Raw genomic sequence first — 19,782 nt, 5'->3', positions numbered from 1 at the left:
TCAGGCGGCGGGAGCCCCTTCGGCACGGGCCCGGCAGGCGTCGACCTCCGCCCTCAGCCGCTCGGCCTCCTCGTGCTCGCCCATCTCGTCGAGGTGGTACGCCTGCCACTCGCGGGCGAACTGGACTTCGTGATGGTCGGGGCCCTCGACACGCGCCCACTCGGCGGCGACCCGGGCCATCAGCCGCGCTGCCTCGGCGTGGTCCCCCGTCCCGCCGACGTAACGGGCGTGGAAATGGTGCGCGTTCATGGTGTCGCGGTGGTCGGGCCCCACGGTGCGCTCCCAGTCGGCCGCGACCTCGCCCATCAGCCGCGCAGCCTCGGCGTACTCCCCCGCCTCGCCCATCTCCCACGCGCTGAGGTGGCGGGCGAGCACGGTGTCGTAGTGGTCGGGGCCCTGGACGCGCGCGCGGTCGACGGCAACCTCGGCGTGCAGCCGCGCCGCCTCCGTGTGTTCGCCCACCGCACCGAGAAGGGAGGCGTGGCGCTCACGCGCGCGCAGGGTCTCCTCGTGGTCCGGCCCCAGGACGCGGGCTCTGTCGGCGGCCAACTCCGCGTACTCGCGTGCCGCCTCCCCGTGTTCCCCCGCCAGGTCGAGGTGACGGGCCCGGCCGCCGCGGGCGGCCAGGGTCTCCAGGTGGTCGGGGCCCCGCACCCGGGACAGGTCGGGCAGGAGTTCGCCCAGCAGCCGGGCGCCCTCCGCGTGGTCCCCCGCCTCTCCGGTGAAATGCGCGTGGAGCATCTGGGCGACCAGGGTCTTGAAGTGCTTGCGCCCGTGCACCCGGATCCGGTCGTCGAGGAGGACGGTGAACAGACGAGCGGCCTCCGCGTAGTCGCCCATGTCCGCGATGTTGCAGGCGTGGATGTGGCGGGCGAGGAGCGTGTCGCGGTGCTCGGCGCCGAGCACGCGCACGGAGTCCGGGAGGACGTCCGCCATCAGGCGGACGGCCTCCTCGTGCCGGCCCGAGTTTCCGAGGGCCTCGGCGTGGCTCCGGCGGGTGGTCAGGGTGTTCCGGTGCTCCGGCCCCAGCCGGCGCACGAACTCCGGGACCAGCTCGCCCAGCAGCTCCGCTGCCTCCGCCTCCCGGCCCGCGTCCGCGAGGGCCATGGCGTGGTGCTGGCGGCTGTAGAGGACGTCGATGTGGTCGGGCCCCTGCACGCGGGTGCGGTCCGCGACGACCTGGGCCAGTTGGCGGGCGGACTCCTCGTGCTCGCCCGTCCTCCTGAGCTTGAGGGCCTGCCGGTGGCGGCGGCGCAGCGCGCGGGGGCGGTCCTCCTTCGGTACGCGACCGGAGGCGGCGGGCCCGGGTCGCGGCTCGGGCTCCGGGGGCGGGTCGGCGGGCTGGGTGGGCTCGTACCGCGGGGGTGCGGTCATCGTGGGCGCGTCGTGCGGTGGCGGCGGTGCGCTGTCCGGCTCGGTGTTCGGGGCGGTGCCGCGTGCGGAGTCGCGCGCCGTGGACGGTACGGCACGGGCCTGGATGAGGGTGTTCACGGCCTCGGGCCACGGCGCCGCGCCCGGGAAGTCGTCGCCCGGGTCCCACTCCGCGGCGATCAGGCCGAGGATGTCGGCGGGGGTGGGCCGGTCGTCCGGGTTCTTCGCCAGACAGGCGGCGACGACGGTGCGTATCCGCTCCGGCACGCCGTCCAGCCGCGGTTCCGCCGTGACCACGCGGTGCAGGACGCCCAGCGGCGCGCCGCGGCCGAACGGCTCGACGCCGCCGGCGGCGTAGGCCAGCACGGCGCCGAAGGAGAAGACGTCGCCGGGCTGCCGCACGTCGCCGTCCTGGGCCTGCTCGGGGGACATGAAGCCGGGCGTGCCGATCGTCGCACCGGTCCCGGTCAGCACGGTGCCGTCCATGGCCCGGGAGATCCCGAAGTCGATCACGCGCGGGCCGTCCGCGGCCAGCAGCACGTTCGCCGGTGTGAGGTCGCGGTGGAGGAGCCCTTGGGCGTGGATGGCCTGCAACGCCTCGACCAGCCCGGCCGCCAGCGGCCACACCGAGTCCTCCGGGAACGCCCCCGCCGCGCCCACGGCGTCGGCGAGGGAAGGGCCGGGGACGTACAGAGTGGCGATCCACGGCGGATCGTCCTCGGGGCCCGCCGCCATCACCGGCGCGGTGTACGCGCCGCTGACCGACCGCGCGGCGGCCACCTCCCGCCGGAACCGGCTCCGGAACTCCGGCTGCCGCGCCAGATGGGCGTGCACCACCTTCACCGCCGCCGCGCGGCCGCCGGGCGACCGGCCGAGGAACACCTCCCCCATGCCGCCCGCGCCCAGGCGGCCACGTAGCACGAAGTCGCCCACCCGCGCGGGGTCCCCAGCCGCCAGCGGCTCCACAGCGCTCCTCCTTCCGCGCCGGACCACACCCTCCGGCACTGCTCACCCCCTACCCAACCACCTGGAGGCCCCGGGTAGTTGACCTTGGCGGTAACCGCGCGGTCCCCGCCCGGGGCGGGGGCGGTGCGCGGTGGGAAAGAGCGGGCACTGCGGGGCGCGCGGCCGGAGAGACCCGGGTCGCCGGCCTCGGCGGGACCGGCCCCCGATCGGCGGGGACCCGTCCCGGGGCGTGGCGGTACGGTTCGGGCGGACGCCGGTCGTGGCGGGAGGGAGCGGGCATCGTGGGACGCGTGCGGCGGGGCGTGGCCGGGCTCGTGCTGGTCGTGGCCGCCGGGCTGGCGGGGCCTGCCGCCTGCTCCGGCGGTGACGGCGGCGACGACGCGAAGGGTCCGGAGGACGCGAGCCCGACGTCCTCCCACGACCCGCTGCCGCGTACGCCGCCCCCGCCGGCGCGGCAGACCGTGCGGAGCAGCGAGGAGGTCTGCGACTTCAAGGAGCCGTTCGAGGCCGGCAAGGTGAAGGCGTACCTGCCCGAGGGCCCCGCCTACGACGGTCCGGGGCCGCACCCCGCCGTGCTGTTCAAGGACGAGGTCCCCGGCGCGGAGAGCGAACCGCCGTATCTGCCCGACGGCTGGGATCCGGCATACGACAACCACGACACCCAGCTGGTGGTCTGCCAGTACGACGACTGGGAGCACCCGAGCCGGACCGTCGGTACCTGCACCTACCTCGGCGGCGCGAACAACACCGGCGACGGCGAGGTCGACGTCCAGAGTGCGCGGTACATCTACCGGGTCTTCGAGGCCGCCACCGGCGAGCCGGTGACGACGTTCGCTCTGGACGGCACGACGAGCCCCGAACAGACGTGCCCGGACTCGGCCCTCTATATCGCCGACGACTTCCAGCTCGTCACCACCGAAGCCCTCGCCGACAAGCTCCGGCCGTACGTGACGGGCCGCCGCTGACACCGGCGACCGCCGCGCCGCCCCGGGGAGGGGGCGGACGCGACGGTCGCGGTGTCGTTGCGTACGCGATCAGGCCGTACGCGACCGGGCCCGGCGCGATCCGGTCCTCAGGACAGCAGTTGCTTCCACACCGCCGTGTTCAGCTCCCGGCTCGACGGCGCCCGCCGTCCGCGGCCGAGCAGCGTGTCGACGGCCTTCGCGACCTCGCCGTCCGCCCCGGCGCGCCCGCGCGGGGTGATCAGCGGCCAGATGTCGGAGCCGAGGTAGCCCGTCTCGTCGGTGCGCTTGTGGAACTCGGCCGAGCAGGAGTGCCGTTCGACTCCACTGGACTCCGCGAGCTTCGCCACGGCCCGCTTCGTCGACGGCCCGAAGAGGCCGTCGGCCGGCAGGCCGGTGAACCCGCGGGCGCGCAGCAGGTGCTGCGCCGCGCGTACCACGGGCCCGCTGTCGCCGGGGCGCAGCAGCGGCCAGACGGCGGCCCGTTCCGGCCGCGGCGCGCCGAGGACTCCGGCCACCGCCTCGCGCAGCTCCGGCAGGCGCCCGTAGAGCACGTCGCCGGGGCACTGGGTGGAGTTGAAGTCGCGGTGGCCCATGATGTTCTCCACCGGCCGCCCGTACTGGCCGGCCATCCAGGCGACCATAGCGACGAGCGCGTCCCACAGCGCGGGGGGCACGTCGACGTCGACGTACAGGCCCTCGTTCTCGATGCCGATGACCTCGCTGTTGCGGCCGCCGACGTTGGCGCCCTGCACGTGCTGGGTGCCGCCGCGGACGACGTCCAGGCTCTGGTGCCGGCCTTCGAGGGAGTAGCCCCCGCGGCTGATGGTGAACTGCTGGCCGGTGTCGCCCCAGCCCTGGGTGTCCATGTGGAAGTTCTGGATGGACCGGCAGATTTCCATTGCGTGTTCGAGCGAGTAATCCTCGCTGTTGCCGGGTTCTGCGGTGTGGTGGACGACGATGTACGTCGGCACGTGGTCGAGGACGACGATGTCGATTTCCGGCGGTCGGGCGCCCCATTCCGCGGTGGTGTAGATGCGCGGCTCGGGCGCGGCGAGCGGGCGGGCGCCGCGGGGCGGGGCGGGGGCCGCAACGGCCCCGGAGGTGGTCGCTGACCTGGGCGCGGCGTGTGCGAGACCCGCCGCGCCGAGCCCGAGCGCTCCGGCCGCGGAGGCGGTCAGTCCGCCGCGCAGCACCGCGCGGCGGTCGAAACCCGGATGTGCAGCCATCCTGGTCTCCTTCTTCAGGTGGGGGGTGGATGTGGGGGGATCAAGGATTGTGCGCGCGCATGTCCGGTCGGCCATGAAAACATCCGGGACATGCACACGACAACCCCTGAGTAACAACGGCCCCAATTTCACGGGGAATTGGGGTCAACTCCCGCGCGCCAATGGGCCGACCAATGAAAACGACGATACGCGAATAGTGAATACGTCCGTCGCCGCCTCGCCGGGCGCGGGGTAGCCTCTCGCACGACTGTCGAGGAGGTCCGGTGGTACGGGAACAGGCAGGCCGGGTGCTCGGGGCCAACCTGCGGGCGCTGCGGACGCAGGCGGGACTCACCCTCTCCGGGCTGGCGCGCGCCTCCGGGATCGCCAAGGGCACGCTGTCGCAGCTGGAGTCCGGGACCGGGAACCCCACCATCGAGACGGTGTTCAGTTTGTCGAACGCCCTGGGGGTTCCGGTGTCGTCGCTGCTCACCGAGCGCGAGGACCCGGACGTGCTGCTCGTCCGCTCCGCGGGCCTCGAGGTGCTCAGCAGCAACGCGGTCGACCTGCGGATGCTGCGCCGCATGGACCTCACCGACACGGTCGTCGAGCTGTACGACCAGCGGGTGCGCCCCGGCGAGGTGCAGCACTCCGCCGGCCACCCGGGGCGCGAGCACGTCGTCGTCACGTCCGGGCGGCTCCGGGTGGGCCCGCCGGAGGCGCCGTACGAGCTGGGCCCCGGCGACTACGTCTGTTTCCCGGCCGCGGCGCCGCACCTCTACGAGACCGTCGAGGGCCCGGTGCTCTCGGTGCTGATGCTGGAGTACCCGGCCGCCGCGCACCCGGTCCCGCCGGTCGCCTCGTGCGCCGTGCCGGCGCCCCGACAGAACGCACAACGCGTACCCGGAACAGGGGCTTGACCGCCGATCTGCGGCCTCCATACGCTCGTTGCCGTTCGTTTTAATGAACGGAGGTGGCGGCACGTGGCGTACGACGTCGTGGTCGTGGGCGCCGGTGTGATCGGCGCGGCCTGCGCCGAGGCGCTCACCGCCGCCGGACTCTCGGTGGCCGTGCTGGACCGCGGCGCGCCCGCGAGCGGCACCACCGCCGCCGGCGAGGGCAACGTCCTGGTATCCGACAAGGCGCCGGGACCCGAGCTGGCCCTCGCCCAGCACTCCCGCCGCCGCTGGCCCCACCTCCTCGCCGAACTGCGCGACCTGCTCGGGCCGCGCCGCGCGGAGGCGGAGTGGGACGCCAAGGGCGGCCTCGTCGTCGCCACCACACCGGCGGCGGCCGGCGCGCTCGCGGACTTCGCCGCCGCCCAGCGCACCGCGGGCGTCCGGGCGGAGCCGGTCGCCCCGGCCGAGGCCGGGGCCCTGGAGCCGCACCTCACCCCGGCGGTGACGGCGGCCGTGCACTACCCGCAGGACGGCCAGCTCCAGCCGGTGCTCGCGACGACCGCGCTGCTCGCGGCGGTACGGGCGCGGGGCGGGCGGGTACGCTCCGGCGTCACCGCGCTGGGGGTCACGACCGGCGCCGCGGGCGCCGTCACCGGCGTGCGCACCGACCGGGGCACCGTGCCGTGCCGCGCGGTCGTCAACGCCTGCGGGCCGTGGGCCGGCCGGTTCGCCGCTTCGGCGGGCGCCCCGGTCGCGGTGCTGCCGCGGCGCGGGATGGTCCTCGTCACCGCCGCGCTGCCGGCGGGCACGGTGCGGCACAAGGTCTACGACGCCGACTACGTCGGCGCCGTCGCCGGCGGCACCGCCGACCTGCAGACGTCCACCGTCGTAGAGGCGACGCGGTCCGGAACGGTGCTCGTCGGCTCCAGCCGGGAGCGGGTCGGCTTCGACGAGACCGTGCGGGTCGCGGTGCTGCGGGAGCTGGCGCGCAAGGCGGCCGGGCTGTTCCCCGTGCTCGCCGGGGTGCCGGTGATCCGCACGTACGGCGGCTTCCGGCCCTACGTACCGGACCACCTGCCGGTGATCGGCGAGGACCCGCGGCGGCCCGGGCTGTGGCACGCCACGGGGCACGAGGGCGCGGGCATCGGCCTGGCGGCGGGCACGGGGCAGTTGCTGGCGGACCTCTTCACGGGGCGGACGCCGGAGACGGACGCGAAGCCGTTCCGGGTGGACCGGCCGGGGGTCATGAGGAAGGCGGCGGCCGATGAGGCGGCGTAGGCGGGGGCCGGAGCAGGGCGGCGGCGCCGGTGCCGCGGGGCGGGCCGGGAGCCTGCTGATCGTGCGGGTCGACGGGGAGGAACTGGTCACCGAGTCGGGGCAGACCGTCGCCGGGCTGCTGCTGGCGCTCGGCCGGGTCTCCTGGCGGACGACCCGCGGCGGTGGCCGGCCGCGCGGCGTCTTCTGCGGCATCGGCGTCTGCCACGACTGCCTCGTCGTCGTCAACGGCGCCCCCGACGTACGCGCCTGCCAGCGCCTCGTCCGCGACGGCGACGACATCCGCACCCAGGACGGCGCGGAGCTGCCGGCGTGAGCGCCCCCGAGGAGAACGGGCAGGGCGCTGGTGAGCCCGGGGGGCACGGCCCCGCGGCGGAGCGGACCGGCGTGGCGGGACAGGTCGCGAAAGGTCCCGGCGCGGACCCGCCGGATGCGGACCCGCCCGGCGCGGACCCGCCCGGCGCGGAACCACCCGGCGCCGGACGGCTCGGTGCCGGCCCGCCCGGTGCGAGCACGGCCGGCCCGGACCCCGCCGGCATGGACCGGGCCGCCGGGCCCGGCGTCCCCCGCCGCTCCCCCGTCGTCGTCATCGGCGGCGGCCCCGCCGGGATGGCCGCCGCCCGGGCCGCCGCCCGGCTCGGCGTCCGCGTCCTGCTCGTGGACTCCGGTGCCGCGCTCGGCGGGCAGTACCACCGGCAGAACTCCCTCGCCGGCCGCGACCGGTTCGCGCTGCCGCCCGGCGTGGAGCACCTGCCGCACTCCGTCGTCTGGGCGCTGGAGCCGGTGCCCGGCGGCGGGCACCGGGTGCACCTGCGCACCGGGCCCGCCGACGGCCCGGGCCGTACCGGGCGCAGCGTCGAGACCCGCGCGCTGGTGCTGGCCACCGGCGCGTACGACAGGGCGCTGCCCTTCCCCGGCTGGGACCTGCCAGGCGTCTTCACCGCCGGCGCCGCGCAGGCCCTGGCGAAGGGGCAGGGCGTGCGGGTCGGCGAGCGCGTGCTGCTGGCCGGCACCGGGCCGTTCCTGCTGCCGGTCGCCGCCTCGCTGACGGCGGTCGGGGCGGAGGTCGCCGGGGTGCTGGAGGCCGGGGAGCCGGTCACGGCCTGGCTGCACCGGCCCGCCGACGCCGCCGCCGGGTGGCGCAAGTTCGGCGAACTCGCCGGCTACGCCGCGCTGCTGGCCCGCCGCCGCATCCCGTACCGGCGCCGCACCGCCGTCGTCGCCGCGCACGGTGCGGACCGCGTCGAGGCGGTCACCACGGCGCGCCTCGACGCCGGGTGGCGGATCGTGCCGGGCAGCGAGCGGCGGACGCCGGTCGACGCGGTGTGCGTCGGCTTCGGGTTCGTACCGCAGCTGGAGACGGCCCTGGCCGCCGGCTGCGCGCTCGACGGCGGGTTCGTCGCGGTCGACGCCGCGCAGGCCACATCGGTGCCGGGGGTGTTCGCGGCGGGCGAGCTGACGGGCGTCGGCGGCGCGGCCCCGGCCGCCGCGGAGGGCGAGGTCGCGGGCACCGCCGCGGCCCGGCTCCTCGGCGCCCGCGCGGCGCCCCCGGCCGCGGCGCTGCGCCGGGCACGGGCCGGGCGCAGGTTCGCCGCCGCGCTGGCGCGGGCGTACCCGGTGCGGGACGGGTGGCGTACGTGGCTGCGCGAGGACACCCTCGTCTGCCGCTGCGAGGAGGTCGCGTACGGCGAGCTGCACCGCTCGGTGCAGGAGCGCGACGCGCTCGGGGTACGCGCCGTGAAGCTGGTCAGCAGGGCCGGGCTCGGCCAGTGCCAGGGGCGCGTGTGCGGCCCCAACGTCGCCTGTCTGACGGGCGTGCCGGACGCGGCGGCGTTCGCGCGGCGCCCGATCGCCTCGCCGGTGCGGCTGGGCGAGCTGGCGGAACCGCCGGAGGCGGATCCGGAAGCGCGACCGCAGTGACCCGTCCCCGTACCGCCGCAACACCGCCGTACCGCCACACCGCCCACGCCAAGGAGACCGCCATGCCGCAAGAGACGTTCGACGGAGCCTTCCCCGCCGCCCGGGCGGGGGTGTGACGTGCGCGCCTCCCGCTACTTCACGGCCGTCGACTCGCACACCGAGGGGATGCCGACCCGGGTGATCACCGGCGGCGTCGGGGTGGTGCCGGGCGCCACCATGGCCGAGCGCCGCGAGTACTTCGCCGAGAACATGGACGACATCCGGCAGCTGCTGGTGAACGAGCCGCGCGGGCACGCCGCGATGAGCGGCGCGATCCTCCAGCCGCCGACCCGGTCCGACGCCGACTACGGCGTGCTGTACATCGAGGTCTCCGGCCTGCTGCCGATGTGCGGCCACGGCACGATCGGCGTGGCCTCGGTGCTGGTGGAGACCGGGATGGTGCCGGTCACCGAGCCGGTCACGGAGGTCCGGCTGGACACGCCCGCGGGGCTGGTGATCGCCCGGGTCGCGGTCTCGGGCGGGCGGGCGGAGTCGGTGACGTTCCGCAACGTGCCGTCGTTCGCGCTGGAGCTGGACGCGGCCGTCGAGGTGCCGGGGGTGGGGCGGGTCGCGTACGACATGGCGTACGGCGGCAACTTCTACGCCATCCTGCCGATCGAGAGCCTCGGCATCCCGTTCGCGAAGGCGGAGAAGGAGCGGATGCTCGCCGCGGGCCTGGCGATCATGGACGCGGTCAACGAGCAGAACCGCCCGGTGCACCCCGCGGACCCGGGGATCTCCGGCTGCAAGCACGTCCAGTTGACGGCGCCGCCCGCGGAGGGCTCCGCGGACGCGCGCAACGCGATGGTCATCCACCCGGGCTGGTTCGACCGCTCGCCGTGCGGCACCGGCACGTCGGCGCGGATGGCGCAGCTCTACGCACGCGGGGAGCTGGAACTGGGCGCGGACTTCGTCAACGAGTCGCTGCTCGGCACTCTGTTCACGGGCCGCCTGGAGGCGGAGACGGAGGTCGGCGACCTGCTCGCGCAGGTCCCCACGGTCACGGGCCGCGCCTGGATCACGGGCATGGGCCAGTACCTCCTGGACCCCGAGGACCCCTTCCCCGCCGGCTTCACGCTCTAGACGTCCCGGTCGGGCGGGTGGAAGTAGACCGTCCCCGACCGCCAGAGCCCGTGCTCGGTCGCCTCCGACTCGATGACGACATGCTGGACTTCGACGGGGCCCAGCGCCTCGATCGAATCGGCCAGTCTCCGCAGGAGCGCCGGCACGCTGTCACAGCCGGGACCTGCGGGATTGGCTTGCGAAAAGTGGCGTATTGTCCAGGATTCCGGAGCGCTCGGCATGCGTCCGACGATAGGCTGCCGCCCCGCCCGGCCGGTCGGGAGGTATGCCCGCGGGGTGTCGGTGGTGGGGCATAAACTCGCCGGATGAGTTCCACCGAGGCGCTGCAGGTCCTCAGCAAGGTCTTCGGCTACGAGTCGTTCCGCGAGGGCCAGCAGGAGATCATCGACCATGTCGTGGGCGGCGGCGACGCCCTCGTGCTGATGCCCACCGGCGGCGGCAAGTCGCTGTGCTACCAGATCCCGGCGCTCGTGCGGCCGGGCACAGGTGTGGTGATCTCGCCGCTCATCGCCCTGATGCAGGACCAGGTCGACGCGCTGCGCGCGCTCGGGGTGCGGGCCGGGTTCCTGAACTCCACGCAGGATCCCGACGAGCGGCGGATGGTGGAGGCGGAGTTCGTCGCCGGCGAGATCGACCTGCTCTACCTGGCGCCCGAGCGGTTGCGGGTGGAGTCCACGATGCGGCTGCTCGACCGCGGGACCATCGCGCTGTTCGCCATCGACGAGGCGCACTGCGTCTCGCAGTGGGGCCACGACTTCCGGCCCGACTACCTCGCGCTGTCCGCGCTCTCCGAGCGCTGGCCGGACGTGCCGCGCATCGCCCTGACCGCGACGGCGACCAAGGCCACGCACGCGGAGATCGCCGGCCGGCTCCAGCTGGAGCAGGCGCGGCACTTCGTGGCGAGCTTCGACCGGCCCAACATCCAGTACCGCATCGTGCCCAAGCGGGAGCCGAAGAAGCAGCTCCTGGAGCTGCTGCGCACCGAGCACGCGGGCGACGCGGGCATCGTCTACTGCCTGTCGCGCAAGTCGGTCGAGGACACCGCGGAGTTCCTCGTGCGCAACGGGATCGACGCGCTGCCGTACCACGCCGGCCTGCCTGCGGCGACCCGCGCCGAGCACCAGTCGCGGTTCCTGCGCGAGGAGGGCATGACGATCGTCGCCACCATCGCGTTCGGCATGGGCATCGACAAGCCCGACGTGCGCTACGTCGCCCATCTCGACCTGCCCAAGTCCGTCGAGGGGTACTACCAGGAGACCGGCCGCGCCGGCCGCGACGGCCAGCCGTCCACCGCCTGGCTGGCGTACGGGCTGCAGGACGTGGTGCAGCAGCGCAAGCTCATCGACGGCTCCGAGGGCGACGACGCGCACCGGCGGCGGGCGGGCGCGCATCTCGACGCGATGCTCGCGCTCTGCGAGAGCGTCGACTGCCGGCGCTCGCAGCTCCTCGCGTACTTCGGCCAGAGCGGCTCCCCCTGCGGCAACTGCGACACGTGCCTCACACCGCCGGAGTCGTGGGACGGCACGGTCGCCGCGCAGAAGCTGCTGTCCACGGTGGTGCGGCTGCGGCGCGAGCGGCGGCAGAAGTTCGGCGCCGGGCAGATCGTCGACATCCTGATGGGCCGCAAGACCGCCAAGGTCATCCAGCACGACCACGACACCCTGTCCGTCTTCGGCGTCGGCGACGACCTCGCGGAGCACGAGTGGCGCGGTGTCGTACGGCAGTTGCTCGCCAAGGGGCTGCTGGCCGTCGAGGGCGACTACGGCACGCTGGTGCTCACCGAGGAAGCCGACGAGGTGCTGTACCGGGGCCGCAAGGTGCCGCTGCGCACCGAGCCCAAGCGGGCGGCGAAGGCCGCGAAGGCGAAGTCCGGGTCCAAGCGCGCGGAGGCGGTCGACCTGCCCGCGGAGGCGGCGTCGCTCTTCGAGCGGCTGCGCGCCTGGCGCGGCGCGACGGCGAAGGAGCAGGGGGTGCCCGCGTACGTGATCTTCCACGACGCGACGCTGCGGCAGATCGCCACCGAGCGCCCCGGGTCGCTCGCCTCGCTGGGGTCGGTCAGCGGCGTCGGCGAGAACAAGCTCGCGAAGTACGGCGAGGCGATCCTGCAGACCGTCGCGGAGGACGACGCGGGCTGAAGGGCCCCGGGCTGAGGGACCGCGGCCTCAGGGCGTGCCGCTCCAGTCCAGCAGCCGCGCCGGGTTGGCCACCGTGACGGCGTCGGCCAGCGCCTCGCCGCCCTCGGCCGCGACGCGCGGCAGGAAGCGGCGCGGCAGGTAGTCCAGGCCCGGCATGCCGCCGTACGCGCGGTAGCGGGCGCGGCGGGCGACGTCGCCGCCGAGGAGCAGCCGGTCGGGTCCGGCGCGCTCGGCGGTGGCGAGCAGGCAGCCCAGCACGGTCGAGTCGGGGTGGCCGCGGTGGCGGGCCATGCCGTCGTAGCCGAGGTACGCGCCGGCCGCGCACAGCTCCGCGTGCAGCCCGGGGTCGGGGTTGCGGTCGGCGTGCGCGAGGACGACCCGGTGGGCCGGCACCCCGTGCCCGGCCAGCTCGTCCAGCACCTCGAACGCCGCGCTGCCGTACTCCAGGTGCACCATCACCGGCGCCCCCGTGGCCCGGTGGGCGGCACCGGCCGCCGCGAGCACCCGGTGCTCGAACGGGCTGATCGACCAGTACCCGACGCCGGCCTTGACGATCCCGGCACGCACGGCGGGCCCGGTCCGCACCGTCAGCTCCGCGTCCGCGTACATGCCGTCCATCAGCTCGGCGGTGAAGAGCGCGGCCAGCTCGGCTTCCGTCCTCGCGAGCAGCGGGTGGCCGGGCGCGTAGTGCGGCTCGCGGTGTGCGCCGGTGGTGTGCACGACGTGCAGCCTCGCGGCCCGCGCGATGCGGGCGACGCCCGCCGGGTCGCGGCCCAGGCCCACCGGGGTCGCCTCGATCATCGCGGTGAAGCCGGCCGCCCGCAGGTACGCGGCCTCCTGCCCGCTGCGCGCCTCGTCGTCGAGTTCGTCGCCGGGCAGCAGCGGCGAGACCTGGAAGAGGTGCTCGTGGTAGTCGGTCCTGCCGAGCCGGTCCGCGGGCAGGTCGCCGAGGACCGTGCGCACGCTCACCGGACGGCCTCGGCGGCGGCGGAGAGCCGGTCGACGGTCGCGGTGTCCAGGCTCAGGCCGAACACCTCCGCTGTCACCTGGGACCAGCCGTGGATGAAGTACCGCCAGCCGTCGACCACTTCGAGGTCCCGGTCGGCTGCCTGGGCACGCGCGGCGTGCAGGAACGGGAGCGCGCCGCGGTAGTTCAGCTCCCACACCACGGCCCCGCGCGGGTAGCGCGCCGCGGGCGAGAGCGGCGAGCCGGGCCGGTCCTTGCCGAGGCCCGTGGCGTTGACGACGAGGGTGCCGGGGGGCGCCGCCGCGAGCAGTTCGTCGGCGGGCCCTTCGGTGACGACGGTACGCAGCCGGGCCGGGTCCGCGCCGCCGCGCCGGAGCACGTCGGCCAGCTCGGCGAGCCGGTCGGCGGAGCGGTCGGTGCAGACGATGCGGGCGGGGGCGTCGGGTCGGCGGGCCAGGTAGTAGGCGATCGCGGTGCCGGCGCCGCCGGCACCCAGGCAGAGCAGCTCGCCGCCGGTGGCGGCGAAGTGCGCCGGCGCGAGGAACTCCTCGATGGCCAGGCCCGCGGTCAGCGGGTCCTTGGCGTGGCCGACGAAGCGGCCGTCCCGCTTGGAGACGGAGGAGACCTCGCCGCACAGCCTGGCGAAGTCGTCCAGCTCGTCGAAGAGGTCGGCGGCGGCCCGGTACACGCCTATCTTGTGCGTGGTGATCAGCGCGCCGAGCAGCAGCGGGTCGCGCCGGATCCGCTCGGCCACGGCCCGGTGGCGGGCGGGTTCGGCGTCCGGCGGCAGGTCGAAGCCGACGAGCCGGGCGGTGGGCAGGCCGAGGAGGCGGGCCCACTCGGGGAAGATCCGCATGATGGACGACTCGCCGGTGCTGACGCCGACGAAGGCCATGGCCGCCGTGTCCGCGGCGGTGCCTGCGGCGGCCTCGGTCTCCGCGCTCAACGGACCGCCTCCGCACCCGGGGCGGCCGTGTCGCCCGGGTCGCCCGGGTCGCCCGGGTCGCCCGCGCCGGACGCGTCCCGGCGGGCCTCGGCCAGCGCCGCGGCGAACGCCCGGGCCCGTACGGTCAGCGAGTCCCAGCGCCCCGCGGCGATGTCCGCGGACGAGGCCAGCTCGCCGCCCGCGCCGACCGCCAGCGCGCCGGCCCCGAACCACTCCCCCAGGTTGCCGGCGGAGACCCCGCCGGTGGGCACAAGCGGCACGTCGGGGAACGGGCCGCGCAGCGCGCGCAGATAGCCGGGGCCGCCGAGGGAGGCGGGGAAGACCTTGACCGCGTGCACGCCGAGGGCGGTGGCGGTCATGACCTCGCCGGGGGTCAGGGCGCCGGAGAGCACGGGCAGGCCCGTCTCCAGCATCGCGGCGGCCAGTTCGGGGGTGGTGCCGGGGCTGACCAGGAAGGCCGAGCCGGCGTCGGCCGCGGCGGCGGCCTGCGCGGGGGTCAGCACGGTGCCCGCGCCCACCAGCGCCTCGGGGTGGCGGGCGCGTACCTCGGCGATGACCGCGGGCGCGTCGGGCGTGGAGTACGTGATCTCGATACCGGTGACGCCGCCGTCGACCAGCGCCGCCACCGCGGCCAGCGCGCCTTCCGGGGTCGGGGCGCGGAGGACGGCGACGACGCCGGCGCGGCGCAGGCCGGCGAGGGGGGACGGGGGCTGCTGGGCGGTCACGGTGCGCTCTCTTCGGTGGCGGGTACGGGCAGGGGTACGGGGTGCGCGGGCTCGCGGCCCGCGAGCACGTCGAGGACGGCCCGTACGGCGCCCGCGCCCATCCGGTCCACCGCCTCGACGGTCTGCGCGCCGAGGTGCGGGGTGAGGACCACCCGGTCGGCGAACTCCGCGGCCAGCAGCGGGCTTTCGGCGGCGGCGCCGCCCTCGCCCGCGAGGGTGTCCGCGGCGTACGCGGCGAGCCTGCCGTCCCGCAGCGCCGCGGCGACGGCGTGCTCGTCGACGAGGTCGGCCCGCGCCGTGTTGACGACGATCAGCCCCGGCCGGGCCCCGGCGAGCCACCGCTCGTCGACCACCCGGGTGCCGCCGGGGGCGTGCAGGCTCACCGCGTCGCACCACCGGGCCAGCTCCGCGAGCGGCGTGCGGCGGACGCCCAGCACCTCGAAGACCACCGGGTCCAGGTACGGGTCGTGCCCCAGCACCTCGGTGCCGAACCCGGCGGCGCGCCGCGCCACCCCGCGCCCGACCCGGCCGAGGCCGACGACGCCGAGCGTCAGGGAGCCCAGCTCCCGGCCGCGGCGCGGCTGCCACGACCCGGCGCGTACGGCCCGGTCCCCGGCGGCGACGCCGCGCAGCGCGGCGAGCAGCAGCGCGACGCCGAGGTCGGCGACGGCGTCGCTGTTCGCGGCGGGGGTGTTGGTGACGGCGACGCCGCGGCGGGCGGCGGCGGCCAGGTCGACGCTGTCGACGCCGACGCCGTAGCGCGCGACGACCCTGAGCCGGGGCGCGGCGGCCAGGTGCGCGTCGGTGACCGGCGCGGTGCCGGCGATCCAGGCGACGGCATCGGCCAGCAGCGGGGCCAGCTCCGCCGGGTCGTGGACGGTGGAGCCGCGCACCACGCGCAGCCCGGCGGCGGCGAGTTCGGCCTCGACGGGCGCGGTGCCGCTGCCGAAGGACCGCGACGTCACCAGCACCATGGGCGCCACGCCGGCCGCGCCGGGCGTTCCCGCCGCGCCGTCTCCGGCCGTGCTTCCGCTCATCGCTTCTCCTTCGCGAACCACGGTTCCAGCCGCTCGTACGCCTCCAGGAACAGGGCGTGGCGCCGCCGGTAGTCGGCGTGCCGGCCGGGGTCGGGAGTGAACTCGGCGGTGACTTCGGACAGGTCGCGGGCCACGGCGAAGCCGTCGACCAGGCCCGCGCCGACGCCCGCGGTGACGGCGGCGCCCAGGCTGTTGGCCTCCTCGACGATGCTGCGGCGGCGCACGGTCGCGCCCCAGACGTCGGCGAGGATCTGCAGCCACAGGTCGCTGGCCGCGCCGCCGCCGATCGCGTCCACGCGGTCGACGGGGTGGCCGGCCTCGCGGAACGCGCCGACGCAGGTGGCGAGGTTGAACGCCACGCCCTCCAGCACCGCGCGGGTCAGGTGGGCCTCCTCGTGGTGGCGGGTGAGGCCGAGGAACGCGCCGGCCGCGGCGGCGTTCCAGTACGGGGAGCGCTCGCCCAGCAGGTGCGGCAGGAAGTACAGGCCGGCGGTGTCGGCGTCGGCCGCCGCCGCGAGCAGCTCGGGGAAGCGGTCCCCGCCCTGGCCGGGGCGCAGCACCTCCGCCACCCAGTCCAGCGACGCGCCCCCGGCCTGCATGGTCGCGGTGGGCACGTAGCGTCCCGGGACGACGTGGTCGAAGGTCATGGTGCGCATCCGCGGGTCGTGCAGCGGCCGTTCGGCGGAGAGGGAGACCCAGGAGGACGAGCCGAGGTAGGTGTACGCGCCGTCGGCGGGGTCGATGACCCCGGCGCCCAGCGCGGCCAGCGGGCCGTCGCCGCCGCCGAGGACGACGGGCGTGCCGGCGGCCAGCCCGGTGGCCGCCGCCGCCTCGGGCAGCAGCCCGCCCGCGACGGTGGTGGACGGCACGATCTCGGGGAACAGCCCGGCGTCGATGCCGGCCGCCGCCAGCACCTCGGCGGACCAGGCGCCGGCGGGCTGGTCGTAGGCGTTGGTGCTGGAGGCGTCGGAGCGGTCGGTGGCCAGCACGCCGGTGAGGCGGTGCACGACGTAGTCCTTGGCCAGGCAGACGTGGGCGACCCGGGCGAAGGCCTCCGGCTCGTGGTCGCGTACCCACATCACCTTGGTCAGCGAGTACGTGGGGTGGAGCTGGTGGCCGAGCAGGCGGTACGCCCGCTCGGCACCCAGCGCGGCGACGAGCCGGTCGGCCTGCTCCTGGCTGCGGTGGTCCGCCCAGATCAGCGAGGGCCGCACCGGCCGGTACGCGGAGTCGAGCAGCACCGCGCCCATCATCTGGCCGCTGAACCCGACGGCGGACACCTCCGCGGGGCGTACGCCGGTGTGCTCCAGCAGCCGCCGGGTGGCGGCGCACACGGCCCGCCACCACACCTCGGGGTCCTGCTCGGCGACGCCGCCGGCGCGGAAGTCGGTGCTGTAGTGCTCGGTCAGGGCGGCGACCGGGGTGCCGTCGTCGGCGTGCAGCGAGGCCTTGTCGCCGGTGGTGCCGAGGTCGTGCGCGATGATCATGGTGCCGCTCGTTTCGTCGGGGTCGGCTCACCGGCAGTCTTGTCCTCCGCGGCCCCCGTATCCGGTTGTGGCGCGTCCGGTTGCGGCGTGCCGTCGGCCTGTCCCCGCTGCCCGTCGCGCGCCGCCGGTTTGGCCTTGCCGCCGCGGCGCAGGTTGTGGACGTGCTCGGTGGCGACGGCGGCGAGGATCAGCACGCCGATGACGATCTGGAGCCAGAAGGGGTCGATGCCCAGCAGCGTGCCGCCGTTGTTGAGCATGCCGACGACCAGCGCGCCGACGAGTGCGCCCAGCGCGCTGCCCTTGGCGCCGAAGAGGCTGGCGCCGCCGATCACGCAGGCGGCGATGGCCTGGAGTTCGTAGCCGTTGCCGGAGGTGGGCACGCCGTTGCCGAGGCGGGAGGCGAGCAGCACGCCGGCCGCGGCGGCGAGGGTGCCGGAGAGCACGTACGCGCTGACGAGGACGCGGCGTACGGGCACGCCCGTCAGCCGCGCGGACTCGGCGCTGGAGCCGACGGCGTAGACGTATTCGCCCCAGACGGTGCGCCGCAGCAGCAGCGCGAAGAAGATCGTGATGAGCACCATCAGCCAGGTCAGATGGGAGATGCCCAGCAGGCTGCCGCCGCCGAGTTCGGCGAATCCGTCCGGGAGCGGCTGCACGGTGCGGCCGTCGCTGAGCAGCAGGGTCGCGCCGCGGGCGGCGCCCATCATGCCGAGCGTCACGATGAACGGCGGCATCTTGAGGAACGCCACCAGCAGGCCGTTGACGAGCCCGGCGGCGGCGCCGACGAGCAGCGCGAGGAGCACGGCGGCCAGGATGGGCAGGCCGCCGCTCGTGTCGTAGACCATCTTGGCGGCGACGATCCCGGACAGTCCGACGACCGAGCCGACGGACAGGTCGATGCCCGCGGTGAGGATGACGATGAGCTGGCCGACGGCGATGATCGCGAAGATGGACACCTGCCGGCCGAGGTTGTCCAGGTTGGTGCCCGTGAGGAACGACTCGGTGGACATGGTCAGCGCGAAGGCCAGCACCAGCAGTACGGGGATGCCGCCGGAGGTGCGGCCCAGCACCTGGCCCAGGCGCAGGATCTCCCCGTCGGCGGGCTGCCGGGCGGGTCGCTTGCCGAACTGGATGCCCTTGGACGTGCCGCCGCCTGCGGCGGGGGCGGTGGCTCTGGCGAGGTCGGTCATCGGTTCTCCAGGGACGGTGCGGAAGGTTCGGCGGGGCCGGGCGGGCCGGCCGCGGGGGCGGCGGGGGCCGCGGCCGGGTCCGCGCCGGCCGCCGGGCCCACGGGACTCGCCAGCCGCAGCACGGCCTCCTCGGTGGCCTCCGCGGCGGGCAGCGAGCCCACCAGCCGGCGCTGGCGCACCACTTCGACGCGGTCGCACAGGCCCAGCAGCTCGGGGAGGTAGGAAGAGACGACCACGATCGCCAGGCCGTCGGCGGCCAGTTCGGCGATCACCTGGTAGATGTCGGCCTTGGAGCCGACGTCGACGCCCTTCGTGGGCTCGTCGAGCAGCAGCACCTTGGCGCCGGTGGCCCGCCAGCGGGCGACCAGCGTCTTCTGCTGGTTGCCGCCGGAGAGCGAGGAGACCGGGTCGCTCCAGTCGCCGAGCTTGATGCGCAGGCCCTCGGAGGCGGCGGTGACGTGCTCGCGCATCCGGCGGCGGCGCAGCACCCCGAGGGTGCCGGTGCGCGGCAGGCTGGCGATGGCGACGTTCTTCTCGATGCTCAGCCCCAGCAGCAGCCCGGACTCCTTGCGGTCCTCGGGCAGCAGCCCGAGCCCCGCCCGGGCGGCGGCGCGGGGGGACGTGGCGTTGACGCGGCGGCCGTCGAGGAGGATCTCGCCGCCGAGCACGGGGTCGGCGCCGAAGACGGCGCGCAGGAGTTCGGTGCGCCCGGAGCCGAGCAGCCCGGCCAGGCCCACGACCTCGCCGCGGCGTACGGTCAGGTCGACCGGCGCGGGGAAGCCGGCGGGGCGCAGGCCCCGCAGCTCCAGCCGTACGTCGCCGGGCCGCGCGCGCTCGCCGGGGTAGAGGTTCTCGATCCGGCGGCCGACCATCGACTGCACGAGGGAGTCCTCGTCGTAGTCGGCCATCGGCCGGGTCTCGACCAGCCGGCCGTCGCGCAGCACAGTCACCCGGTCGCCGACGGCGAACATCTCCTCCAGCCGGTGGGTGACGTACAGGACGGAGACGCCCTCGTCGCGCAGCGCGGCGATGCGGGCCAGCAGCGCGTCCGCCTCCTGCGCGGACAGCGCGGTGGTCGGTTCGTCGAAGACGACGAGCCGGGCGTCCTGGCCCAGCACCCGGGCGATCTCGACCAACTGCCGGGTGGCGGTGGTCAGTTCCGACACGCGGGTGCGCGGGTCCAGGTCGGCCAGGCCGACGCGGGCCAGCATCTCGCGGGCCTGCGCGCGCTGCCGGCGGCGGTCCACCCAGCCGGCGCGGCCGGGCATCCCGAACATGCTCAGGTTGCTCGCCACGGTCAGCTCGGGCATCAGGCTCAGCTCCTGATACACCACGCCGATGCCGGCGGCGCGCGCCTCCGCGGGAGTGACGTGGGTGCGCATCTCGCGGCCGCGCACCCGGTACGTGCCGCCGTCGCGGGCCACCGCGCCGGTCAGCACCTTGATCAGGGTGGACTTCCCGGCGCCGTTCTCGCCGGCGAGGCAGTGCACCTCGCCCGGCGCGATGTCCAGGTCCACGTCGGCCAGCGCCGTGACGGCGCGATAGCTCTTTCCCACGCCCCGCAGGCTGACC

General features: G+C 75.7%; 17 protein-coding genes. 7 read left to right on the top strand and 10 right to left on the bottom strand.

Going from position 1 to position 19,782, the window contains the following annotated elements:
• Positions 1 to 2,337 carry a serine/threonine-protein kinase gene (locus tag LG396_RS05975; RefSeq protein WP_225793926.1) on the bottom strand — a complete coding sequence of 779 codons (2,337 nt, stop codon included), beginning with the start codon at positions 2,335 to 2,337 and terminating at the stop codon, positions 1 to 3.
• 281 nt (positions 2,338 to 2,618) lie between these two features.
• On the opposite strand from LG396_RS05975, the gene LG396_RS05970 reads away from it, so the two are divergent.
• Complete coding sequence (locus tag LG396_RS05970; protein ID WP_225793925.1) at positions 2,619 to 3,302, top strand: hypothetical protein; 684 nt, start codon at positions 2,619 to 2,621, stop codon at positions 3,300 to 3,302.
• Positions 3,303 to 3,409: 107 nt separating this feature from the next.
• Here LG396_RS05970 and LG396_RS05965 read toward each other — a convergent pair whose 3' ends face one another.
• Positions 3,410 to 4,528 carry a peptidoglycan recognition protein family protein gene (locus LG396_RS05965; protein WP_037748631.1) on the bottom strand — a complete coding sequence of 373 codons (1,119 nt, stop codon included), beginning with the start codon at positions 4,526 to 4,528 and terminating at the stop codon, positions 3,410 to 3,412.
• A gap of 263 nt (positions 4,529 to 4,791) precedes the next feature.
• On the opposite strand from LG396_RS05965, the gene LG396_RS05960 reads away from it, so the two are divergent.
• The 5 genes from LG396_RS05960 (at position 4,792) to LG396_RS05940 (ending at position 9,723) form a co-directional block, all read left to right on the top strand.
• The gene (locus LG396_RS05960) at positions 4,792 to 5,427 is read left to right on the top strand and encodes a helix-turn-helix domain-containing protein (RefSeq protein WP_225793924.1); all 636 of its coding nucleotides are present in this window, start codon (positions 4,792 to 4,794) and stop codon (positions 5,425 to 5,427) included.
• 63 nt (positions 5,428 to 5,490) lie between these two features.
• Entirely contained in the window at positions 5,491 to 6,684 is a 1,194-nt protein-coding gene (locus LG396_RS05955) for an NAD(P)/FAD-dependent oxidoreductase (RefSeq protein WP_225793923.1), read from the top strand.
• Positions 6,671 to 6,997, top strand: coding sequence for a (2Fe-2S)-binding protein (locus LG396_RS05950; protein ID WP_225793922.1), 327 nt, complete (start codon positions 6,671 to 6,673; stop codon positions 6,995 to 6,997). The genes LG396_RS05955 and LG396_RS05950 overlap by 14 nt, the downstream gene beginning before the upstream one ends.
• Complete coding sequence (locus LG396_RS39620) at positions 6,994 to 8,601, top strand: FAD/NAD(P)-dependent oxidoreductase (protein WP_225793921.1); 1,608 nt, start codon at positions 6,994 to 6,996, stop codon at positions 8,599 to 8,601. Before LG396_RS05950 ends, LG396_RS39620 begins: the two co-directional genes overlap by 4 nt.
• Before the next feature lie 117 nt (positions 8,602 to 8,718).
• Positions 8,719 to 9,723, top strand: coding sequence for a proline racemase family protein (locus LG396_RS05940; RefSeq protein ID WP_225793920.1), 1,005 nt, complete (start codon positions 8,719 to 8,721; stop codon positions 9,721 to 9,723).
• Here the strand turns inward: LG396_RS05940 and LG396_RS05935 are convergent.
• Positions 9,720 to 9,869, bottom strand: a complete 150-nt coding sequence (locus LG396_RS05935) for a hypothetical protein (RefSeq protein WP_225793919.1) — start codon at positions 9,867 to 9,869, stop codon at positions 9,720 to 9,722. The genes LG396_RS05940 and LG396_RS05935 overlap by 4 nt on opposite strands.
• 159 nt (positions 9,870 to 10,028) lie before the next feature.
• Here LG396_RS05935 and recQ point away from each other — a divergent pair, with 159 nt between their 5' ends.
• Positions 10,029 to 11,858 carry a DNA helicase RecQ gene (recQ, locus tag LG396_RS05930; RefSeq protein ID WP_225793918.1) on the top strand — a complete coding sequence of 610 codons (1,830 nt, stop codon included), beginning with the start codon at positions 10,029 to 10,031 and terminating at the stop codon, positions 11,856 to 11,858.
• A gap of 27 nt (positions 11,859 to 11,885) precedes the next feature.
• On the opposite strand, the gene LG396_RS05925 is transcribed toward recQ, so the two are convergent.
• Genes LG396_RS05925 through LG396_RS05895 form a run of 7 tightly spaced genes read right to left on the bottom strand, consistent with a single transcriptional unit; the run spans position 11,886 to position 19,766 of the window.
• A complete protein-coding gene (locus LG396_RS05925) occupies positions 11,886 to 12,827 on the bottom strand; it encodes a phosphotriesterase family protein (protein ID WP_225793917.1) in 942 nt (313 codons plus the stop codon).
• Positions 12,824 to 13,771, bottom strand: a complete 948-nt coding sequence (locus LG396_RS05920) for a saccharopine dehydrogenase NADP-binding domain-containing protein (protein ID WP_225793916.1) — start codon at positions 13,769 to 13,771, stop codon at positions 12,824 to 12,826. The genes LG396_RS05925 and LG396_RS05920 overlap by 4 nt, the downstream gene beginning before the upstream one ends.
• The gene (locus tag LG396_RS05915) at positions 13,768 to 14,496 is read right to left on the bottom strand and encodes a bifunctional 4-hydroxy-2-oxoglutarate aldolase/2-dehydro-3-deoxy-phosphogluconate aldolase (RefSeq protein WP_225793915.1); all 729 of its coding nucleotides are present in this window, start codon (positions 14,494 to 14,496) and stop codon (positions 13,768 to 13,770) included. Before LG396_RS05915 ends, LG396_RS05920 begins: the two co-directional genes overlap by 4 nt.
• Complete coding sequence (locus LG396_RS05910; protein ID WP_225793914.1) at positions 14,493 to 15,533, bottom strand: NAD(P)-dependent oxidoreductase; 1,041 nt, start codon at positions 15,531 to 15,533, stop codon at positions 14,493 to 14,495. Before LG396_RS05910 ends, LG396_RS05915 begins: the two co-directional genes overlap by 4 nt.
• Positions 15,530 to 17,020, bottom strand: a complete 1,491-nt coding sequence (gene xylB, locus LG396_RS05905; protein ID WP_225793913.1) for a xylulokinase — start codon at positions 17,018 to 17,020, stop codon at positions 15,530 to 15,532. Before xylB ends, LG396_RS05910 begins: the two co-directional genes overlap by 4 nt.
• On the bottom strand, positions 17,017 to 18,210 hold the full coding sequence (locus tag LG396_RS05900) for an ABC transporter permease (protein WP_100301170.1): 1,194 nt from the start codon (positions 18,208 to 18,210) through the stop codon (positions 17,017 to 17,019). The genes xylB and LG396_RS05900 overlap by 4 nt, the downstream gene beginning before the upstream one ends.
• Entirely contained in the window at positions 18,207 to 19,766 is a 1,560-nt protein-coding gene (locus LG396_RS05895; protein WP_225793912.1) for a sugar ABC transporter ATP-binding protein, read from the bottom strand. The genes LG396_RS05900 and LG396_RS05895 overlap by 4 nt, the downstream gene beginning before the upstream one ends.
• Positions 19,767 to 19,782: the final 16 nt, after the last annotated feature.

It is taken from the genome of Streptomyces aculeolatus (assembly GCF_020400605.1).
GTDB lineage: Bacteria > Actinomycetota > Actinomycetes > Streptomycetales > Streptomycetaceae > Streptomyces > Streptomyces aculeolatus.
The sequence above is the reverse complement of the archived record's forward strand: the minus strand, read 5'-3'. Positions and strand labels throughout refer to the sequence as shown.

What these genes read in the sequence shown, in the direction of transcription:
- LG396_RS05965 (WP_037748631.1), bottom strand. Translation starts at nt 4,528, where the DNA reads ATGGCTGCACATCCGGGTTTCGACCGCCGCGCGGTGCTGCGCGGCGGA.
- LG396_RS05950 (WP_225793922.1), top strand. Translation starts at nt 6,671, where the DNA reads ATGAGGCGGCGTAGGCGGGGGCCGGAGCAGGGCGGCGGCGCCGGTGCC.
- recQ (WP_225793918.1), top strand. Translation starts at nt 10,029, where the DNA reads ATGAGTTCCACCGAGGCGCTGCAGGTCCTCAGCAAGGTCTTCGGCTAC.
- LG396_RS05910 (WP_225793914.1), bottom strand. Translation starts at nt 15,533, where the DNA reads ATGAGCGGAAGCACGGCCGGAGACGGCGCGGCGGGAACGCCCGGCGCG.
- xylB (WP_225793913.1), bottom strand. Translation starts at nt 17,020, where the DNA reads ATGATCATCGCGCACGACCTCGGCACCACCGGCGACAAGGCCTCGCTG.
- LG396_RS05900 (WP_100301170.1), bottom strand. Translation starts at nt 18,210, where the DNA reads ATGACCGACCTCGCCAGAGCCACCGCCCCCGCCGCAGGCGGCGGCACG.